This window comes from Parahaliea mediterranea (assembly GCF_017255185.1).
Lineage (GTDB): Bacteria > Pseudomonadota > Gammaproteobacteria > Pseudomonadales > Halieaceae > JAFKCZ01.
On the sequence record NZ_JAFKCZ010000004.1, the window covers coordinates 21,466 to 40,472 of the forward strand.

The window sequence follows — 19,007 nt, forward strand, 5'->3', positions numbered from 1 at the left end:
CGGGATTTTGGGCTTGGTGCGCGCTGTGCTACCATGCGCGCCCTCGAATTTTTCGGTTCGGGACGAAAAGAATCTCAGCCCCCGATCTTAGATTGACGCTGACTCACGTGGCCTTTAGTAGGGGCCACCACTGGACAAAGGAAAGCTCATGCCTGTTATTACCCTGCCCGACGGTAGCCAACGCACTTTCGACGCCCCCGTATCCGTCCACGACGTCGCCGCCGATATCGGCCCCGGCCTGGCCAAGGCCGCCCTGGCTGGCGTGGTCGATGGCCGCGAGGTGGATACCTCCCATGTGATCGAGAACGACGCGGAACTGGCCATCATCACCGAGCGCGACGAGGCCGGCCTGGAAGTGATTCGCCACTCCACCGCCCACCTGCTGGCCATGGCCACCCAGGAACTGTTCCCGGGCACCCAGGTCACCATCGGTCCGGTGATCGAGGATGGCTTTTACTACGACTTCGCCACCGGCCACAGCTTCACCCCGGAGGATCTGGAGAAGATCGAAAAGCGCATGGCCGAGATTGTCGCCGCGGACCTCCCCGTCGAGCGCGTGGTGATGGGCCGCGACAAGGCCGTGGAGCTGTTCCGCAATATGGGCGAGCACTACAAGGTGCAGATCATCGAGGATTTGCCGGCGGATGAAGAGCTGTCCATCTACCGCCAGGGCCCCTGGATGGACCTGTGCCGTGGCCCCCACGTGCCCAGCACCGGCAAACTCAAGGCCTTCAAGTTGACCAAGGTGGCCGGCGCCTACTGGCGCGGCGACTCCAGCAATGAGATGCTGCAGCGCATCTATGGCACCGCCTGGGCCAACAAGAAGGAACTCAAGGCCTACCTGAACCGCATCGCCGAGGCCGAGAAGCGCGATCACCGCAAGATCGGCAAGAAGCTGGACCTGTTCCACACCCAGGAAGAGGCCCCCGGCATGGTGTTCTGGCACCCGGCCGGCTGGAGCATCTACCAGACCATCGAGCAGTACATGCGCCGCGCCCAGCGCGAGCACGGCTACGACGAGATCAAGACCCCGCAACTGGTGGATATCTCCCTGTGGCAGCGCTCCGGTCACGCCGACAAATTCGGCGACGACATGTTCATGCTGCCCAGCGACGAGCGGGAGTTCGCGGTCAAGCCGATGAACTGCCCCTGCCACGTGCAGGTATTCAACCAGGGCCTGAAGTCCTACCGCGACCTGCCCCTGCGCCTGGCGGAGTTCGGCTCCTGCCACCGCAACGAGCCCTCCGGCTCCCTGCACGGCCTGATGCGGGTGCGCGGCTTCGTCCAGGACGACGCCCACATCTTCTGTACCGAGGAGCAGATTCAGCCCGAGGTGGCGGATTTCATCGACTTCCTGCACGGGGTCTACGCCGACTTCGGTTTCGACGAGATCATCTACCGCCTGTCCACCCGCCCCGACCAGCGGGTGGGCTCCGACACCGACTGGGATCGGGCGGAGAAAGCCCTGGCCGACGCCCTCGACGCTCACGAACTGCCCTGGCAGGAACTGCCCGGGGAGGGCGCCTTCTACGGGCCGAAGATCGAATTCTCCCTCAAGGACTGCATCGGCCGGGTGTGGCAGCTGGGCACCATCCAGGTGGATTTCTCCATGCCGGGCCGGCTCGACGCCCAGTACGTGGCCGAGGACGGCTCCCGCCAGGTGCCGGTGATGCTGCACCGGGCGATCCTGGGCTCCTTCGAGCGATTCATCGGGATTCTGATCGAACACTACGAGGGCGTGTTCCCCACCTGGCTCGCGCCGACCCAGGCGGTAGTGTTGAATATTACCGATAAACAGGCCGATTACGCCCGAAAAGTGGAAGAATCCTTGCAAAACAAGGGCTTTCGGGTCGTTTCCGACTTGAGAAATGAGAAAATCGGCTTTAAAATCCGCGAGCACACTCTTCAGAAGGTTCCCTATCTGCTCGTGGTGGGGGACAAGGAAGTGGAAACACAGACCGTGGCCGTGCGGGCCCGTCGTGGCGAGGACTTGGGGTCGATGGACCTCGATGCGTTTGTAACGCAGCTCGCGGACGATGTGGCGCGTCGTGGCCGTATTGCAATTGCAATGGAGAATCAGCATTAAGAGAAACAGTGCCAGCAAAGGCGCCTCGAAGAAGGCCCTCACCAACGACCAGATCACCCATGACCCGGTGCGCCTGATTGGCGCCGATGGCGAACAGGTCGGGATTGTTCCACTGAGTGAGGCCAAGGCGGCCGCGGAACAGGCCAGTATGGACCTGGTTCTGATTGCTGATTCAGATCCCGCAGTCTGCAAGATCATGGACTACGGCAAGCATGTGTTCGAAGCCAAGAAGCAAAAAGCTGCCCAGAAGAAGAAGCAGAAGCGAACACAGGTCAAGGAAATGAAATTTCGTCCCGGGACGGAAGAGGGAGACTATCAGGTCAAGCTGCGCAACCTGACACGTTTCCTCGAAGCGGGCGACAAGGCCAAGGTCACGCTGCGTTTTCGCGGCCGTGAAATGGCTCACCAGGAAATTGGCCTGGAATTGCTGAAACGGGTTGAAGCCGATCTCGCCGAGCTCGGTTCCGTGGAGCAGTTCCCGAAAATGGAAGGCCGCCAGATGACCATGGTGATCGCACCGAAGAAGAAGAACTAGGGCCCGTGAATGCCTTAGCGCTTCGTTTTATCAATGCGTAGATCCGGAGTATTTAACTATGCCGAAAGCAAAAATTCACAGCGGGGCCGCCAAGCGTTTCAAGAAAACCGCCGGCGGGTACAAGCGTAAAAGCGCCTACAAGAGTCACATCCTGACCAAGATGACTACCAAGCGTAAGCGCCAGCTGCGTGGAACTTCAATGATCCATGCCAGCGACAAGGTGCTGATCGACCGCATGTTGCGGGCACGCTAACGGACTCATTGGAGATTAGGAGAAGACTATGCCTCGCGTAAAACGTGGTGTGGTGGCTCACCGCCGTCACAAGAAAATCCTGAAACAGGCCAAGGGTTACTACGGTGCCCGCAGCCGTGTGTTTCGTGTTGCCAAGCAGGCCGTTACCAAGGCCGGCCAGTACGCCTACCGCGACCGGCGCCAACGCAAGCGCCAGTTCCGCGCGCTGTGGATCACGCGTATCAACGCTCAGTCCCGCGCCAACGGTATGACTTACAGCCGCCTGATCAGTGGCCTGAAAAAGGCCGACATCCAGCTGGACCGCCGCGTGCTGGCGGACCTGGCTGTGCATGACAAGCCGGCTTTTGCAGCGGTTGTGGAGCAAGCGAAGGCCGCGCTGGCCTAAGCCCACCCCTGCCGCGGCGTTGTCAAACGCGCCGCGGATCGCTGGCTACACTGAAAAACCAAAGAAGGGAAAGGGCTATGCTCTTTCCCTTCTTTTTTTGTTTGCATTTGTAATTTTCGCGCAGGCGGTGGCCGGTGTTCCGGTGGTTCGTCAATGCGGACAGAGTGTTGGGACTTCGCAACACGCCCAGATCATACGGTAGGGGCCTCACGGACACGCCGTGAACCCTTCCATGGGGGCTCGGCAGCGGCATCCATGCCGCTGACGGTCCGTGACACCCCTCCCGTATGCTCTGTGCTCCCTATTGAGGAACAGCACCTTTGGCAGCTTCGATCTCAGGATTGAATCGAAGTGCGAAGGTAGCGTTGGGGGCCGGGTAGGGCCTCTCAGGACTGTGAGAGACAGGGATGTCGAACACAAGCCCCCATGGATGGGTTCACGGCGTGTCCGGAGAGGCCCTACCCGGTCCCCGGCGCGGCAATTTGGCACAGTACCAATACAATTAACCCAGAGCTCAAGACGAGATCAGATGGAAAACCTCGAACCACTGGCCGCCGAGGCCAGGACTAAAATCGAAGCCGCCGATGACAGCGCCACGCTGGAACAGCTGCGCGTCGACTACCTCGGCAAAAAAGGACAGATTACCGCCCTGTTGAAGGGCCTCGGCAAACTGTCCGCCGAGGAGCGCCCCGAGGCCGGCGCCAAAATCAACGTCGTCAAACAGGAGCTCCAGGCCCTCATCGGCGAGCGCAAGCAGGCCCTCGAATCGGCCGCGGTCGAAGCCCGGCTGGCCGCCGAGACCATCGACGTCACCCTGCCCGGGCGCGGCCAGAGTACCGGCGGTATTCACCCCATCACCCGCACCATCGAGCGCATCGAAGACTTCTTCTCCAGCATCGGCTTCGACATCGTCGAAGGCCCCGAGATCGAGGACGACTACCACAACTTCGAAGCCCTCAACATTCCCGAGAAGCACCCCGCCCGGGCCATGCACGACACCTTCTACGTGGATGAGCACACCGTGCTGCGCACCCACACCTCACCGCTGCAGGTGCGGGTCATGGAAAACGACAAGCCGCCGCTGCGGGTGATCTGCCCCGGCCGCGTGTACCGCTGCGACTCCGACCTGACCCACACCCCCATGTTCCACCAGGTCGAGGGTCTGTTGATCGACGAGCACTCCAGCCTGGCTGATCTAAAGGGCCTGCTGGAGGAGTTCCTGCAGGTCTTCTTCGAGAAAAAATCCGCGGTGCGCTTCCGTCCGTCCTACTTCCCCTTCACCGAGCCCTCGGCGGAAGTGGATATCCAGTGTGTGATCTGCGACGGCGACGGCTGCCGGGTGTGCAGTCACACCGGCTGGATCGAGATCCTGGGCTGCGGCATGGTGCACCCGCGGGTGTTCCAGTACTCCAACATCGACCCGGAGAAATACTCCGGCTTCGCCTTCGGCATGGGCGTCGAGCGCCTGGCCATGCTGCGCTACGGCGTGAACGACCTGCGCCTGTTCTTCGACAACGACCTGCGCTTCCTCGAGCAGTTTTAAGCCCCGGACCACGGAGAGATAGAGAGTGAAAATCAGCGAACAGTGGCTGCGGGAATGGGTCAACCCGGAGCTTTCCACCGACGAGCTGGCCCACCAGATCACCATGGCGGGCCTGGAAGTGGACGCCGTCGAGCCGGTGGCCGGTGACTTCAGCGGCGTGGTGGTGGCGGAGATCCTCAGCGCCGAACAGCACCCCGACGCCGACAAACTGCGCCTGTGCCAGGTCAGTGCCGGCGACGAGACCGTGCAGATTGTATGCGGCGCCCCCAATGCCCGCGCGGGCCTCAAGGCGCCCCTGGCCAGGGTGGGCGCGGTGCTGCCCGGCGACTTCAAGATCAAAAAGGCCAAGCTGCGCGGGGTGGAGTCCTTCGGCATGCTCTGCGCCGAGCAGGAACTGGGCCTGTCCGATGCCTCGGACGGATTGATGGAGCTGCCCGCCGACGCACCGGTGGGCGCGGACATCCGCTGCTTCCTCGGCCTGGACGACAGGCTGATCGAAATCGGCCTGACCCCCAACCGCGCGGACTGCCTGGGCATTGCCGGCATCGCCCGGGAAGTGGGCCTGCTGAACCGCCTGCCGGTGAGCGAGCCGGTCATCGACACGGTGGCCGAGAGCCACGGCGACACCCTGGACGTAGAGCTGAAAGCCCCCGTGCACTGCCCTCGCTACCTGGGACGGGTAATCCGCAACGTCGACCTGTCGCGCCCCAGCCCCTTGTGGCTACAGGAAAAACTGCGCCGTTGCGGCGTGCGCAGCATCGACGCCGCGGTGGATGTGACCAACTACGTGATGCTGGAACTGGGCCAGCCCATGCACGCCTTCGACCTCGACAAGCTGAGCGGCGGCATTGTGGTGCGCACCGCGCAGCCCGGGGAGTCCCTGGAGTTGCTCGACGGCCAGACCGTGGAGCTGAACACCGACACCCTGGTGATCGCCGACCACAGCGGTCCCCTGGCGATGGCCGGGATCATGGGCGGGCAGCCCTCCGCGGTGGGCGAGGGCACCCGGCACCTGTTCCTGGAGGCGGCTTTCTTCGCCCCCGACCCCCTGGCGGGCCGCGCCCGGGGCTACGGCCTGCACACCGACTCCTCCCACCGCTTCGAGCGCGGGGTGGACTTTGAACTGCAGCACCGCGCCATGGAGCGCGCCACCCAGCTGCTGCTGGAAATTGTCGGCGGCGAGGCGGGACCGGTCACGGAGGCGGTGTCGGCGGACGATTTGCCGGCGCGGCCCGACGTGACCCTGCGCGCGGCGCGGATCAAGAAGTTGCTGGGCATCGAGCTGGCCGCGGAGGACGTGGAACGCATCCTCAGTGGGCTCGGCCTGGGGGTGAGCGCCACGGCAGAAGGCTGGACCTGCACCGTGCCCAGCTGGCGCTTCGACATTGCCATCGAGGCGGACCTGCTGGAAGAGCTGGCCCGTGTCTACGGCTACAACAACCTGCCGGTCACGCGCATCCGCGCCGACCTGGCGATGCCGGCACGCAAGGAGGCCGAGGTGTCCCCGCGCACCCTGCGCCGCCACCTGAGCGCCCGCGGCTACCGCGAGGCCATCACCTACAGCTTTGTGGAGCCCAAGCTGCAGCAGGTCTTCGATCCCGGCCTTGAGCCCGTGCACCTGGCCAACCCGATCTCCGCCGACATGGCGGTGATGCGCACCAGCCTGCTGCCGGGCCTGGTGAGCGCGGTGCTGCGCAACACTCACCGGCAACAGCCGCGGGTGCGCCTGTTTGAGACCGGGCTGCGCTTTATCAAGGGCGAGGAGCGCTCCAGCGACGAACCGGGCCTGCCCGGCCTGCGCCAGGAGCCGACCCTGGCCATGGTCGCCACCGGCCAGCGCTTTGCCGAGTCCTGGGCCGCGGCCGGCGAGGCGGCGGACTTCTTCGACCTCAAGGGCGACCTCGAGAGCCTGCTGAGCCTGGGCCGCGCCGCACAGGAGTTCGAATTCGTGGCGGGAACCCACCCGGCGCTGCACCCCGGGCAGACCGCCCGCATCCGCCGCCAGGGCGTTGACGTGGGCTACATCGGCGTTATCCACCCCACGGTGCAGGCGCAGCTGGACCTCAACGCGCCGCTCTACGTTTGCGAGATCGACCTGAAGGCGGTGGTGGATGCCCGCCAGCCCGCGTTCAGTGAGCTGTCCAAATTCCCCGAGGTGCGCCGCGACCTGGCGGTGCTGGTGGATAAGGCCGTGCCCGCGGCGGAGCTCATGGCCAATGTGCGAGCGGCGGCAGGGGCTTACCTGACGGACTTAAGGTTGTTTGATGTCTATGCCGGGAAAGGCATTGATCCAGAAAGAAAAAGCCTGGCACTGGGTTTGACTTTCCGGGATCAATCGCGCACTCTTAGTGATGAGGATGTGAACCTGGCAGTGAACCAAGTCGTTGATTCACTGGAAAAAAATTACAACGCCGAACTCAGGAACTGACGGAACCCCAATGACTGCGCTCACCAAGTCCGAGATGGCCGAACGCCTGTTTGAAGAGCTGGGGCTCAACAAACGGGAAGCCAAGGAGATTGTTGAGCTCTTTTTCGAGGAGATCCGCAGCTGTCTTGAGGGGAACGAACAGGTGAAGTTGTCGGGCTTCGGCAACTTCGACCTGCGCGACAAGAGCCAGCGCCCGGGTCGCAATCCCAAGACCGGGGAGGAAATTCCCATTTCCGCACGCCGGGTCGTTACCTTCCGGCCCGGACAGAAGCTGAAGGCGCGAGTAGAGGCTTATGCTGGAACCGACCCACAATAACGAACTGCCGGCCATCCCCGGCAAGCGCTATTTCACCATCGGTGAGGTGAGCGAGCTGTGCGCGGTGAAACCCCACGTGCTGCGCTACTGGGAGCAGGAGTTCCCCCAGCTCAAGCCGGTCAAGCGCCGCGGCAACCGCCGCTACTACCAGCGCGACGACGTGCTCACCATCCGCCAGATCCGCAGCCTGCTGTACGACCAGGGCTACACCATCGGCGGCGCCCGCCAGCGCATGACCGACGACGGCGACAGCGTCACCCCGGTGGAGCTGCAGGCGGTGATCAAGGAAACCATCGAGGATCTGGAGGACGTACTTAAAGTCCTCGCCCCCGGCGGCAAATAGGGTTTGTGTTGGCGGCGTGATTGAGTATAATGCCGCCCTCGCCGATTAAGGCGTGTCTCGGGGCGTAGCGCAGTCTGGTAGCGCACCACACTGGGGGTGTGGTGGTCGTAGGTTCAAATCCTGCCGTCCCGACCAAATTTAGTAACAAAATCAAGGGCTTGCAGTGCAAGCCCTTTTTTGTCGGCACAGTGTCGGCAGAAGGCCTTACTGGCCGCCTTCCCTGGCTCGACCATCCAGGTTCTGCCACATCAACAGGGCTGACTGTTACCCTGACTGCACAGCTCTCAGCACTCCTTTGCCCAGGCCATTGAGCCTGTTGAGCTGGTCCACGTCGCCGTCGTCCCTCCACCTGTTCCTACAATGCCCCTGATAGTGGGACCGCATGGTTTCCACATTGTCGCCAATGAGGGCGGCCACCTTCTCGTCGGAGAGGTCAGTGTTGTCTAGGGCGAGGGTGGTGAAGGTGTGCCTCATCCGGTACTGCCCCTGATTCTCAGGGGAGGGGATGTTCAGGGCCTTCAGGCACTCCTCGAACTGGTAGCGGATCCGTTTCTCTCCGGTGAGTGGGGCCCACCCGTTGGAGATCGCCAGAGGGTTTGAGGTACTGGCCCGCGGGTTCCAGAAGATCCAGTCATGGTCGGTCTGGCGGAACTTCTCCAGGGCCCGGAGGGACTCAAGCACCATGTTGTTGATGGGAACAGATCGGTGCCTGACTGTCTTGGTGTAGGGGCGAATGATCTGCTCATCGATCCGACCTGAGGACTCGCGGGACTTCCTGATGTTGATGCACTGGTTGCTGTAGTCCACATCAGCCCATTCGAGGGCGGTCATCTCTGAGGGACTCCGCAGACCGGTGTTGAAGCCAATCACAACATAGTGGAGCAGAAAGAGGAGCCTGATTTTCTCCTTCCCTCTGTAGTGCTTTGCCGAGCACTGGTGCCACTGGCGTTCAAACCATTGAATGATGCGGTCCCTCTCGACGATGGAGAAGGGCTTGTTCAGAGTCCGGTTGTTCCGGCGATGCCTCTCTTCCTTGGTGGTTTCGATCAGGGTCCCGGAGAACTCGAGGAGTGGGTGGCTTCTCCACCACCGCCTGAGCTGGCCATACTTCAGTGCCTGCCGGATCGTGGACAGCAGATTGATCATGTACTTGGTGGAGGCTGGACCCTTCCCTTCTGTCAGCAACTCCTGGCGGTGCTGGAAGGCGCTCAACCAGTCCTTGACAGCATCTGGCATCAGTTCCTTGATCTGGTAGTCAGTCAGGGGACTGACATCACAGAGGAGCCCACTCTCATCCAGCCAGGTGAAGGTCTTCTCCATGGCGTCCATGCCACGCTTCTTGGTTCTCCAGGAGGAGGCCTCGATGACTCGCCGGTCTCCGGTGGCTCTGGCCTCTTCGTATGGCTTGTATAGCTTAAAGAGGTCGCCCAGAGTGCTGGGTGCCTGGTGAGCCTGTGAGAGTGGTTCTACAGCCGCGCAGGTACCACAGTGGCAGTAGGCGGCGATCTTGGTGCCAGGGAACTCCTGACAGGGGAAGAATGCCCCTGCCTGAATCTTGGCGTTGAGAACCTCCAGGTTCTGCCTCAGGCGGCTTCTGTTCTCATCGGTCGCGGTTTGATGTGTCGAGACCGTCCACCGGTGTTCCCGGTATGGGTCATCGGGGTGGCGCCACCATAAGCGGTAGACGAGCTTGTCCCGTACTGTTTCGACTGAGCCACGCTTCCTGTGCGTTCCTTCCATGTTTTCTGCTCCCAGGCCTGTGCGGCCTCAATGTTTACGACAATTTTCCCACTGGGGTTCCTGACGTATTCCACGCCTTCCTTCCAGAGTTGGTTTCTGATCCGTCCCCTCAGGGTGGGCAGGCTGAACCCTACCCACTCGGAGTACTGTTCAAGGGAGACGGTTGTGATGGGGATTGTTGGTTTTTCGACCACCGGAGTGTCCTTGTGGTAGTTGGTTGAATTTTGGTCAGTGTGAATCGCAGACAGGGGTGCTCCCCCGGGCTGAAGCCAGCCTGAGTAATACAAATAGGGAGAGGTCTTGCCTTAGATCACCGAGTGGCCGGAGGCCACCATGTTTGCCCTGGCAATTAGGGCGGTCCTAGCACTCATCGCCCTCTGTGTGCCGAGGGGTGCACCTCTGAGTATATTGAAGGTGATGATGGATTGGAGGGCTGACGGCCAGGCCTAGCGCAGCGTTAGCGGACGCGGAGCCTGGACGGAAGCGGATGCTTGATTTATAGGAGTGTGCTCCTCTAGGATTTCCATGCCAAGCTTGGCTTGATGCTGGAGAGGGTGACCACATGGGCTACGGGCTCTGACGACGTGGTTTTTATCTGTCAATGCTGAACCCGCAGGGTCATGTCATGCCAATTTGGCAGGAGGGCTGTTGCCAGGTGTGACCTTCAATGCAAAGGGCACAGATGCCTCTGTTGTCAGCCCTTTCTTGTTACAGGCTGCTTCCCACTCAAACCAAGTCCGCTCAAAGTACTTGAGCATCGGCAGCATGACCTTCGGGTTGATCAGGTAGGTCTGTCGAGCTGTTCGAATGGCCAAGCGCTTTTTCTCAAGCTCCTTGTATGCTCTGGCGATTCGGCCACGTTCCTGGCGGGAGAGGCCTGCCAGCTGGGTGGGCTTTACCAGATTGGTTTCATAGTCACGTGCCTCTACCAGAGTCCAGAAGAACCAGTGCCCTGTGCCGGTCAATTGCTTCAAGAGAAACGGGACATTCACGCCGTCTATCTTGTGCTTCGATCGACCTGACCGGCCAAGCATGCCGTAGGGCGGAGCAGGGTAGTTTTTGCCCTCTCTGATCGCACCCATTTCCAGGGTGTGGTCGCTCGGTATGGTCACCGTGAGGGCCTGAGTGGAGGTATTCTTTAAGTTAGACATAGCTGGTATCCATTACGAGTGTATGCTGAAAACCATACATATAAGTGAACTATGTGGTTAGCATATGTTACATATTTGTATGGTTTGTATTCTTTAACCTGTTGAAAATTAAGTAATATATTTTTATATATTAAAAATATATGTCGAGTAGACAGGAAGATTCCATATTCCTCACCCAGCGCCCGGAGGGCGCCTTCAAGTGGTGATCAATTCACTTTATGTTGAGCTCAACTGGGCATCATGAAGCCAGTCAGATAAATGAATGGAGCAGGTTTGCTCAATCTGGGTCGTGGAGATGAACTGGGAGTTGCCATGGGCCTTGCCGGCTCACCGCTCTGGCTGCGCCCCGCGGTGAGCCTGGTAGCCCTGATTAAATAGGGCAGGAGAGGTTGAGTCAGTCCACAGCCGGTGTCTTTGGATGTGGCTTACCAAGGACAGGCTCGAACACACCGGTGACCTCAACGTCAAAGGTGTCATTGGCATCCCAGATTTCATCGGCTACCTCAGCCCTGTTTGTCGTACCCCAGAAGTTGTTGCTGAGATCTACTTCTTGGCTTGTGCTGTTGGGTTCAATGATAACGGAGTTATTCCACTGGCTTTCTGAGCCCGGGAAAGATGACTCAGGAGTAGTGGCCAGGAAGCTGTTCTGCGTGGCTACGATCTTGGACTTGCCTGCCCGCCTGACTACGAGTTCGGTGCCCTCTCCTGACCACAGGTTGTTCTTGATGAGCAGTTCCGTATCGATGAGTAGCAGGAGTCCTGAATCAACAAATCTGTTTCTCTCGATCCGAGTTGCCATGAGGGGCGACTTTCCGCTAGAGAGCGTTGAGCTCACCCTCTCCGAGGTGCCAGCGTTGAAGAACACACTGGCATGAATTTCGGAATCTGTTAGACGCGCATAGCCTCCTGCCTCAGTAAATACCATGTCCAGTGAGGGCGTTCTGACATCCTGGGTTTTCGGGTACGTGATTAAGGTGTGGTTGATGTCGATCGTACTGGTTTGCCCGTTATAGGCAGTCTCGATGTTCAGGTCATTGATCCGAACCTTCTGCTTGGGTTTGCCCAGCAGGTAGAGGTTGGAGTAGGCGACGATCCTGTTGCCGGTCGGTGAAGTGGAGTTGAGTGTGACACCAGCATCAATGAAAAGTGGGGCTTCTGGCCCCAACTGGATGTCAGAAGTGACTGTGTAGGGGCTACCTTCCCGGCATAGTCTCAGTGGCTCTCTGTACATGCCGCCCAGCTCACTGCTACCTGAGTAGCATTCTGGCTTGAAGCGGGCGATCAGGTAGAACTCCCTGCCAGAATCAAGAACATCAAGGAGTGGCTGATTCCCTTCGAAGCCTGCAGTGGAGAGGTCACACGTGCCTTTCTTGCCGCCACAGAAGAGGCCGTCACCAGCCACCCAGCTGTCGAATGTGTAGCCTTCTTTGGCCCTGGGCTGGAAGGACTCATTGAAGGTGGTATCGTCAACATTGGCAGAACAGGTGGTCTGTTCATCACAGACAAATCCGGCGTTCTTAGCATAGATGTCCCCACCATCTAGCGCCGTAAGCTGAATCTTGCAGCCTGTGAGAAGTACTGCGGTAGAGAGTGAGAGTAGTGGAGTGCTTAGTTTCACTGTTTCTTCCTTGTGGTCAGATGGTCTTCCAGTTGTCACGGCAAGGGCCTTGAGGCCGCGGGAAACGGCCCCAAACAACTAAGCTGGGTGAGCGTATGTCAAGTGTGTCGGTTGAGCAGGTCCTTGATCTGAGCCGGCTCGAAGGCGGTGTCGAAGCACCAACTCCCGAACCCGCCGTGGTCATTGACAGCTTTCACCCAGAGGTCAGCGGCATTGCGCTTGGCCTTGTTCTGGTCGCTGTCCTGACCCTTCACCTCCAGGATGAGGTGTTTCCCGTTACTCAACCTGATGAGGTAGTCCGGTACGAAGTTTCTGGAGGAGCCCCGCCAGATGTAGCGGATCTTGAAGTCGAGGTGGTCATTCTTTGCCCAGGCCACTACGTTGGAGTCTTTCTCACAGACATCGGCCACGAGCTTCTCCCAGGTGCTGTCATACACCACCGGGCTGATCTGGGACCGGACTGTCGGTTGGCATGGTTTGGTCGTTAGCCAGGCTCTCATGTAGGCCGTAGAGCCTATGGGCTGGTGCTCATTGAACAGGGGCTCCATACGCTGAACGTTCTGGAGGTTCACATACTGGTTCACATGGCCCACAACTGCATCCATGTTGAGAGCGAAGAGGAGCCGGCGACGTACTGGGTCCTGGTGCCAGAGGCTGGGAATCTCCAGTTTGTCGGACTCCAGGAACTGTTCAACAATGCGGATGAGTTGGACAGCCAGGTACTGCTTGTCTCCCTCGAAGGTTGTGGCGGCCTGCAGGAACAGCTTCCTGGCGGCCTTGAAGATGAGGTGCTGGAGCCTGAAGTCGTCCAGGGCCTTCTCCAGGTCGATCTCAGAGACCTGGGCCAGATTCGGGAAGCCAGTCAGTGAAGGTGCAATCTCAGCGTTAAGTGGTGTCTGGGCAGGGTCCAGTGAGTAGTGCGGGACCTTGTTCCAGTCCATGGTCAGTTCTGGTTTAAGAACTTCCTGGATGCGCTCGATGTTGGGCCAGCGGATCTCCAAGTGGTTACGACCGGGTTCCACCTCGACTCGAACACTCGGCTTGGGTGGTGGAGGTGGGGTTCCACCACCTTCAACATCCTGGAAGATGGACAGGGGGACACCGAAGACGTTGACGTACTCAGGCAGGAAGCGGCCGTGTTCGTCCATGTCATGTGCGACTCGGCGCAGGCCTCGTCCAATCACCTGCTCACACAGTAGCTGGCTGGTGAAGGCTCTCAGGCCCATGATGTGAGTCACGTTAGCTGCGTCCCAGCCCTCTGAGAGCATGGCCACAGAGATCACATTCTGGAGCTTCTGGCCGGGCTGGCCTCGCTTGCCGACGGTGTCGACCAGCGCCCTCAGTTGAACTTCCTGCTTCTCACCCAGCAGTTCTTCCATCTTGTCCGTGGGCATGCCGGATGACTGAATGATGTCGCTCAACCGTTCGGCGTAGTCCTTGTCCTTGGTGACACTCTCACCTCGTTCAGCCTTCTCCAGCACCTTGGAATCCACTCTCAGTGTGGCATTGGGCTGATGGGTCTCTTTGATGAGGCAGTCGTCAGAGTTGAAGAAGTGCTCAATACGGGAGGCGGTCTCCGTCCGGTTGCCCACAGTGAGCATCACCGGGGGGATAGTGTGTCCACCGCGTTCCCATTCATTCTTGGTTTCTCTCCAGTCGTAGGCCAGTAGTGTATAGGCCTTCTGAACCAGGTCAGGAAGGGACTCATGGGGCTCTGCCTTCCGGTTCAGGTCCTCCTGTACCTCGGGTTCCCGGTACAGGTGGTAGAGCTTGCTGGCGTAGGTCTTAGCGTTCGCCAGAGCATCGTCCCGGATGACGATCCGGGGGGTCTTCACCAGCCCGGCTTCGATCGCGTCATTGAGTCCGAAGTCCGAGATGATCCACTCGTACAGGCCCTTCTCAGTGTTGGTTTTGCCAGTGGGGGCGAAGGGTGTTGCTGTGAGGTCGTAACAGCGGCGGATGCGGCGGGTCTTATGGATGCGGTCTAGCCCCTCGATCCAGCGGGTAGCCTCCTCAAGGTCGATACCTAACTCATCAGCATCCTTCTTTTTGACCTTTACCTCAGCCCGTTGGCGGTATGCGTGGTGGGCCTCGTCGTTGATGACGATGATGTCCTTGTGCTGGGACAGCTTACCTAAGACCCTACGGGTGAACGCCTCATCGCTCTCGGCCCCTTTCTTGACCACAGACCGGGTAGTCTCCTTGAGGGGCATCAGGGTGTGCCAGTTCTCGATCAGGATCTCGGCCCGGTTGAGCTTTTGGCGCATGGCTTCATTGGGACATAGCACAAACTCGTCGTAGACGTTCTTGGGGTCGCCCGGGTAGAGGACCTGGAGCCTGCTCTTCACTGTCAGGCCTGGGGCCACGATGAACACGGCGAGGGAGTACCGCTTGTCCTTGGGGTACTGGAGGGCGTTCAGCACCTGCCAGGTGATGATTAGGGCCATGACCGTGGTCTTGCCTGACCCGGTGGCCATCTTGTTACAGATGCGCTCCCAGGGGCCTCCATCGCCAGGTAGGGCGATCCCCTGTTTGTAGGCATCCGGTGCTTCAAGCCACCAGATCAGGGACTCTATGGCTTCCAGCTGGCAGAAGTAGAAAGGGTACTGGCGGGGGCCTCCCTGCCAGCTTCGGGAGTCTACCTCCCAGTCTCCTCGAGCATGCCAGTGCTGCAGTAGTTCCCGGGTGACGCTGGTAACTCCAGGCCATCGGTCAGCTCGCCACTGGTCAAGTCTCTCTCGGATCTTGTTGACGGTCTCAAGAGGTTCAACCCGGCGGGTATTGTTACGGGTGTCGTAAATCTCATAGGCGGCGGGTCTACGCCCCGTCACGGTGTTGGCGACCTTGCCACTGGCGTCCTGGCTCCAGTGCTGGCTGGGAACGTCATAGGGCGAGTTGATGATGAGTGATTCGGCTGTCACGGGTAAGTCCTTATCTTGGTGATCCGTTCATCTATTGGATTGTTGGAACTGTGGTAGAGGGTCACCACTAGTCCAGACGAATCACCTTGAGCGACTCAATACCCCGGTCATCAACGATCTTCACCGCCAGGCACTTGTTGTCACCTGGCTTGAAGGGGAGAGAGACAGTGCCGTGAAAGCTCTCCAGCAGGTCTTCATTCAGCTCGGCCCGGATGTCCTTCTTCAGCTTGTACCAGCCATCCTTACTGCCGGCCATGGGGAAGAAGACCTGCCGGGGGTACAGGGATCGGTTGTCGTAGTCGGTGTCCAGGGCCCACATGGCGATGTTCTTCTTGCCACCCGACTTGAGTTCACCGGTCTTGGTATCGAAGTAGTCGAAGCCATGAACTTCAACGGTGAGGGTCTCGTCCTTGTTGCTGTGAACCTCTACCTCTGGTTGGCCCATGAGCCAGAAGGACTCATTGCTGGCCCGGCCCTTCTTCAAGTCCTCGGTCAGCAGGTCGGTGTTCATCTGGGCCTTGAGGGCCTGGACACCCTTGATGGCGTCGATGTCTTTGGCGGCCTCGGGGTCGAAGGTGAAAGCACAGAACAGGAGCATCTTGGGCAAGGGGAAGAGTTCACTGGCTTCCCTCATGGCGATCTCGACCTGACGTTGCTCCAGGGCTGCGTGTTCAGGACCGAAGCTGACGGCTACTCGTTCGCCACTGTCAGCCACAGTGCCGACTGCATGGATGTAGTGAGTGCCGGGAAGTGGTTCGAGATCCATCAGTTTGAGTTTCTGGCCTCCCTTGCCTCTGATGCCGGTCTTGATAAGTTCGTCACGCCACTGGGCTTGTAGGGACGTAGCACCCGACCGCGCCACAGCTATATCTGCTTCAGTCGGCTGCTCAGTGTCGTCTAAACCCAGAACGGTCGGGAAGGGGGCTGCCTCCACAGTGAATGGCCCTGTAATGCGTAATTTGTCCTTCGCTACGGTAGGCTGGTCGTATAGGACCTCCTGTCCGGCGTGGGCGGCAATGCTGGCGTCCATTTGCTGCTGCATGGTCCGGCGAGCAGTGTGAAACGCCTCAAAGGGCTCCTTGGCCACATCCGGCCAGTCCTCGGGGAATTCAAACGGGACTTCCCATTCAAGTAGGGCGTTGACTTTGGCGACTTCACCAGAGGGTAATTCAAGGGTGTCGGTATCGGTTGCATTGAACTGCACAGATCTGCCTTTACGTCCCCCCTCCGCGACAATGAACTGGTGGTCGTGACCTTTCAGTGTGGCATTAAGCTTGGCAAGTTCCTCAACAACTTCGGGGTGCATCCGGCCGTATATTTGGTCGACCTCGGGGTTGTTTGCGATGGATTTCAGAGTGACGTGAGGCACGGTCTTGTATATGAAGCCACCTCGGAGGCCCTCATGGGGATATTTCAAGTCGAAGTAGTCGAAGCTGGCGGTCATTAGTCTCTGCTTTGCTAGAGTTATGGCGACTCGTGAAGTGTCGCAAGTAATCCAGCGCCGCCCCCACCGCTCAGCAACTAGCGCTGTAGTCCCTGAGCCACAGGTTGGATCAATTACGATGTCGCCTGGATCGGTGGCCATTAACAGACATCGCTGGACAACGGAGGTGTCTGTTTGAACAACATATCTCTTGGGATCCTGGTTTGAATAGCCTGCACTTCCAGTATCATCCCAGACATTTGTGAGAACGGTTAATGGGTAGTCATCCAAGAATCGGATGTAGTTTAGCTGAGATGCCAGTGGGAGAAGTCTTCCTGCTCGATGCAACCGGTCTAGGCCAGTAGGGTTCTTAGTTTTCCAATGGCGGGAAACTCCGCAATCATATTCCTTACCAAAAAGGTTATAGAAACGCTCTTCTGGCGATCCAGGGTCTTGAGAAACAGCAAAACTCAATTGAGATATAGCCCACCCATCTGGAACCTTTCTAGAGCCAGATTTCTCTTCTTTGCTTAAACTTGAGTAACTACGGCGGTTGCTGGCGACCTTGTATTTATAGCTCTTAACGTCTTTTACCGATTTTTCTAGCCACAGCTGATTGTACTTAACCTCGGATCGGTTTCGGGCGTACCAGAGAATCTTGTCGTGCTCACTGCTTAGTAGCGCATCGGCGGTGCCTGTTGTTGTCGAATAAGAAATCTGACTAATAAAGTTGGTTTGCCCGAATATTTCGTCCAGTAGTTGCCTGACGATGTGAAGGTTCTCATCAGAAATCTGAACGAAGATGGAACCACTAGATCGAAGTAGATCTTTGGAAAGTAATAGGCGGTCTCTCAGGTAGGTTAGATAGGAATGAATGCCGAGCTCCCAAGTATCCCTAAACGCCTTTATCATCTCAGGCTCCTGGGTTAAATCCTGATCCCGACCATCGGAAACACTTCGGTTGTTCGTGAATGGCTGAAAGTTTGAGCCGTATTTGATCCCGTAGGGAGGATCGATGTAGATCATCTGCACCTGCCCTGCCATACCCTCCTTCTCCAACATAGAGTTCATCACCAGTAGCGAATCACCTGCTATAAGGCGGTTGGCCCAGTCTCTCTCATGCTTGTAGAAGTCTATGGCCTGATGCATGGGCAGGTTCTCGAAGGGGGCGCTGAACAAGTCACTCTGCAGGCCGGTGCTGTCACCGCTCTGGGCATCCTTAATGCGCTTCTGGACTGCTGCCAGGATGGTGGCGGGGTCAATACGCTCATGGACATGGAGGGAGACTGTGTCGACCTCAAAGCTGGTTCTTTCTGCCTTGCCGGTCCACTGGAGGTAGGGAGCCTGGAGCCGCTTCAACTCCTCGAGTGAGCGTTGTGCATCTGAGGAAGGCTTCTGATCTGCTACACGCTTCCTGAGGTTGGTAACAACCTCCCTGACAGCAGCCTCGTCGTGGCCCGCCAGGGCATGATCGAGCCAGGCTAGTAGTTCACCCTTGGTGTGTTCTGCTTCTGCGGCAGTGGCCTGAAGAGCGTTGTCTATGAGGGCCTCGACCTGGCTCCGATTGGCTGATGAGTCGAATTGCAGTTCCGGGTCCAGGTGTGGGTCATAGCGCCAGACCTTCTTCTCTTCGACCCCATCGCTGTGCGTGTCCACCATGCCCACATGTGGGTTGTTCTTCCGCTTGTCATCGTAGCGGTAGGACAGGACCTGAGTTTGGTCAGTTTTTGATCTACTGGCTTTCTTGGTGGCCTTCTTCTGCCGGGGCTTCTTTGTCTCTGGACTATCTTCTGGAGTGGTCTGGACCTCCAGGACTAGGGCATCGGAACTGGACAGTACCTTGGCGATAGAACCGCCGCGGCCACGTCCTTTGACGATCAGGCCTGCAGTCAGCAGAGAGTCCCTGGCAGCCTGGTACTCATCATCCGTGGTTTGGTGTCCACCGGCCTCCAGGGCCTGCAGAACGGCCATGTTGCCCATGGTGCTGCCATCAGCGGGGAGGAGGGCGAGAATCCGTTCTTCCAGAGAGTTCGAGTTATTCATAGCGTCCTGCGTTCTGGTTAAAAAATGAACTGCCATATGGCCGTGAGATATTCGGGTAAGAGTAACTTACAGGCCATCTATGTGGTACTTGATGAGCCTGAATGATGCTGATCTGTTGTAGGTAGATTGGTCTGGATGTGAGCCAGTTCCGGAAGGTTCGAGTTCCGCATTGTCCCTCGAACTACCTCGTCAGAAATGCCATCCCGGCATTCTAACTATCCT

The 19,007-nt window shown here is 58.7% G+C and carries 13 protein-coding genes and 1 tRNA gene; 9 read left to right on the forward strand and 5 right to left on the reverse strand.

Features of this window, described 5'->3' with window-relative positions:
- Positions 1–148: 148 nt before the first annotated feature.
- From thrS to JYP50_RS05040, 9 genes are all read left to right on the forward strand, one after another.
- Positions 149–2,086 carry a threonine--tRNA ligase gene (gene thrS, locus JYP50_RS05000; RefSeq protein WP_206559389.1) on the forward strand — a complete coding sequence of 646 codons (1,938 nt, stop codon included), beginning with the start codon at positions 149–151 and terminating at the stop codon, positions 2,084–2,086.
- Complete coding sequence (gene infC, locus JYP50_RS05005; protein WP_431311288.1) at positions 2,049–2,621, forward strand: translation initiation factor IF-3; 573 nt, start codon at positions 2,049–2,051, stop codon at positions 2,619–2,621. Before thrS ends, infC begins: the two co-directional genes overlap by 38 nt.
- Positions 2,622–2,679: 58 nt before the next feature.
- Positions 2,680–2,874: a 50S ribosomal protein L35 gene (rpmI, locus tag JYP50_RS05010; RefSeq protein WP_206559391.1), complete on the forward strand. Its 195-nt coding sequence runs from the start codon at positions 2,680–2,682 to the stop codon at positions 2,872–2,874.
- Positions 2,875–2,902: 28 nt separating this feature from the next.
- Entirely contained in the window at positions 2,903–3,259 is a 357-nt protein-coding gene (gene rplT / locus JYP50_RS05015; RefSeq protein WP_206559392.1) for a 50S ribosomal protein L20, read from the forward strand.
- Positions 3,260–3,788: 529 nt separating this feature from the next.
- Complete coding sequence (gene pheS, locus JYP50_RS05020) at positions 3,789–4,802, forward strand: phenylalanine--tRNA ligase subunit alpha (protein WP_206559393.1); 1,014 nt, start codon at positions 3,789–3,791, stop codon at positions 4,800–4,802.
- 25 nt (positions 4,803–4,827) lie between these two features.
- Positions 4,828–7,230 carry a phenylalanine--tRNA ligase subunit beta gene (gene pheT / locus JYP50_RS05025; RefSeq protein ID WP_206559394.1) on the forward strand — a complete coding sequence of 801 codons (2,403 nt, stop codon included), beginning with the start codon at positions 4,828–4,830 and terminating at the stop codon, positions 7,228–7,230.
- 10 nt (positions 7,231–7,240) lie between these two features.
- Positions 7,241–7,546: an integration host factor subunit alpha gene (ihfA, locus tag JYP50_RS05030; protein ID WP_206559395.1), complete on the forward strand. Its 306-nt coding sequence runs from the start codon at positions 7,241–7,243 to the stop codon at positions 7,544–7,546.
- Positions 7,524–7,889, forward strand: a complete 366-nt coding sequence (locus JYP50_RS05035) for a MerR family transcriptional regulator (RefSeq protein ID WP_206559396.1) — start codon at positions 7,524–7,526, stop codon at positions 7,887–7,889. The genes ihfA and JYP50_RS05035 overlap by 23 nt, the downstream gene beginning before the upstream one ends.
- A 58-nt stretch (positions 7,890–7,947) precedes the next feature.
- Positions 7,948–8,024 (forward strand) — tRNA-Pro (locus JYP50_RS05040).
- 129 nt (positions 8,025–8,153) lie between these two features.
- Here the strand turns inward: JYP50_RS05040 and JYP50_RS05045 are convergent.
- The 5 genes from JYP50_RS05045 to JYP50_RS05065 all read right to left on the reverse strand — a co-directional run bounded on the left by JYP50_RS05045 (position 8,154) and on the right by JYP50_RS05065 (position 18,785).
- A complete protein-coding gene (locus JYP50_RS05045) occupies positions 8,154–9,629 on the reverse strand; it encodes a tyrosine-type recombinase/integrase (protein WP_206559397.1) in 1,476 nt (491 codons plus the stop codon).
- 623 nt (positions 9,630–10,252) lie between these two features.
- Positions 10,253–10,780: a hypothetical protein gene (locus JYP50_RS05050; protein WP_206559398.1), complete on the reverse strand. Its 528-nt coding sequence runs from the start codon at positions 10,778–10,780 to the stop codon at positions 10,253–10,255.
- A gap of 394 nt (positions 10,781–11,174) precedes the next feature.
- Entirely contained in the window at positions 11,175–12,398 is a 1,224-nt protein-coding gene (locus JYP50_RS05055) for a hypothetical protein (RefSeq protein WP_206559399.1), read from the reverse strand.
- Positions 12,399–12,496: 98 nt separating this feature from the next.
- Positions 12,497–15,319 carry a BPTD_3080 family restriction endonuclease gene (locus JYP50_RS05060; RefSeq protein ID WP_206559400.1) on the reverse strand — a complete coding sequence of 941 codons (2,823 nt, stop codon included), beginning with the start codon at positions 15,317–15,319 and terminating at the stop codon, positions 12,497–12,499.
- A gap of 67 nt (positions 15,320–15,386) precedes the next feature.
- Positions 15,387–18,785: a site-specific DNA-methyltransferase gene (locus JYP50_RS05065; protein ID WP_206559401.1), complete on the reverse strand. Its 3,399-nt coding sequence runs from the start codon at positions 18,783–18,785 to the stop codon at positions 15,387–15,389.
- Between the last annotated feature and the right edge of the window lie 222 nt (positions 18,786–19,007).

What these genes read in the sequence shown, in the direction of transcription:
- thrS (WP_206559389.1), top strand. Translation starts at nt 149, where the DNA reads ATGCCTGTTATTACCCTGCCCGACGGTAGCCAACGCACTTTCGACGCC.
- rpmI (WP_206559391.1), top strand. Translation starts at nt 2,680, where the DNA reads ATGCCGAAAGCAAAAATTCACAGCGGGGCCGCCAAGCGTTTCAAGAAA.
- rplT (WP_206559392.1), top strand. Translation starts at nt 2,903, where the DNA reads ATGCCTCGCGTAAAACGTGGTGTGGTGGCTCACCGCCGTCACAAGAAA.
- pheS (WP_206559393.1), top strand. Translation starts at nt 3,789, where the DNA reads ATGGAAAACCTCGAACCACTGGCCGCCGAGGCCAGGACTAAAATCGAA.
- ihfA (WP_206559395.1), top strand. Translation starts at nt 7,241, where the DNA reads ATGACTGCGCTCACCAAGTCCGAGATGGCCGAACGCCTGTTTGAAGAG.
- JYP50_RS05035 (WP_206559396.1), top strand. Translation starts at nt 7,524, where the DNA reads ATGCTGGAACCGACCCACAATAACGAACTGCCGGCCATCCCCGGCAAG.
- JYP50_RS05045 (WP_206559397.1), bottom strand. Translation starts at nt 9,629, where the DNA reads ATGGAAGGAACGCACAGGAAGCGTGGCTCAGTCGAAACAGTACGGGAC.
- JYP50_RS05050 (WP_206559398.1), bottom strand. Translation starts at nt 10,780, where the DNA reads ATGTCTAACTTAAAGAATACCTCCACTCAGGCCCTCACGGTGACCATA.
- JYP50_RS05065 (WP_206559401.1), bottom strand. Translation starts at nt 18,785, where the DNA reads ATGAATAACTCGAACTCTCTGGAAGAACGGATTCTCGCCCTCCTCCCC.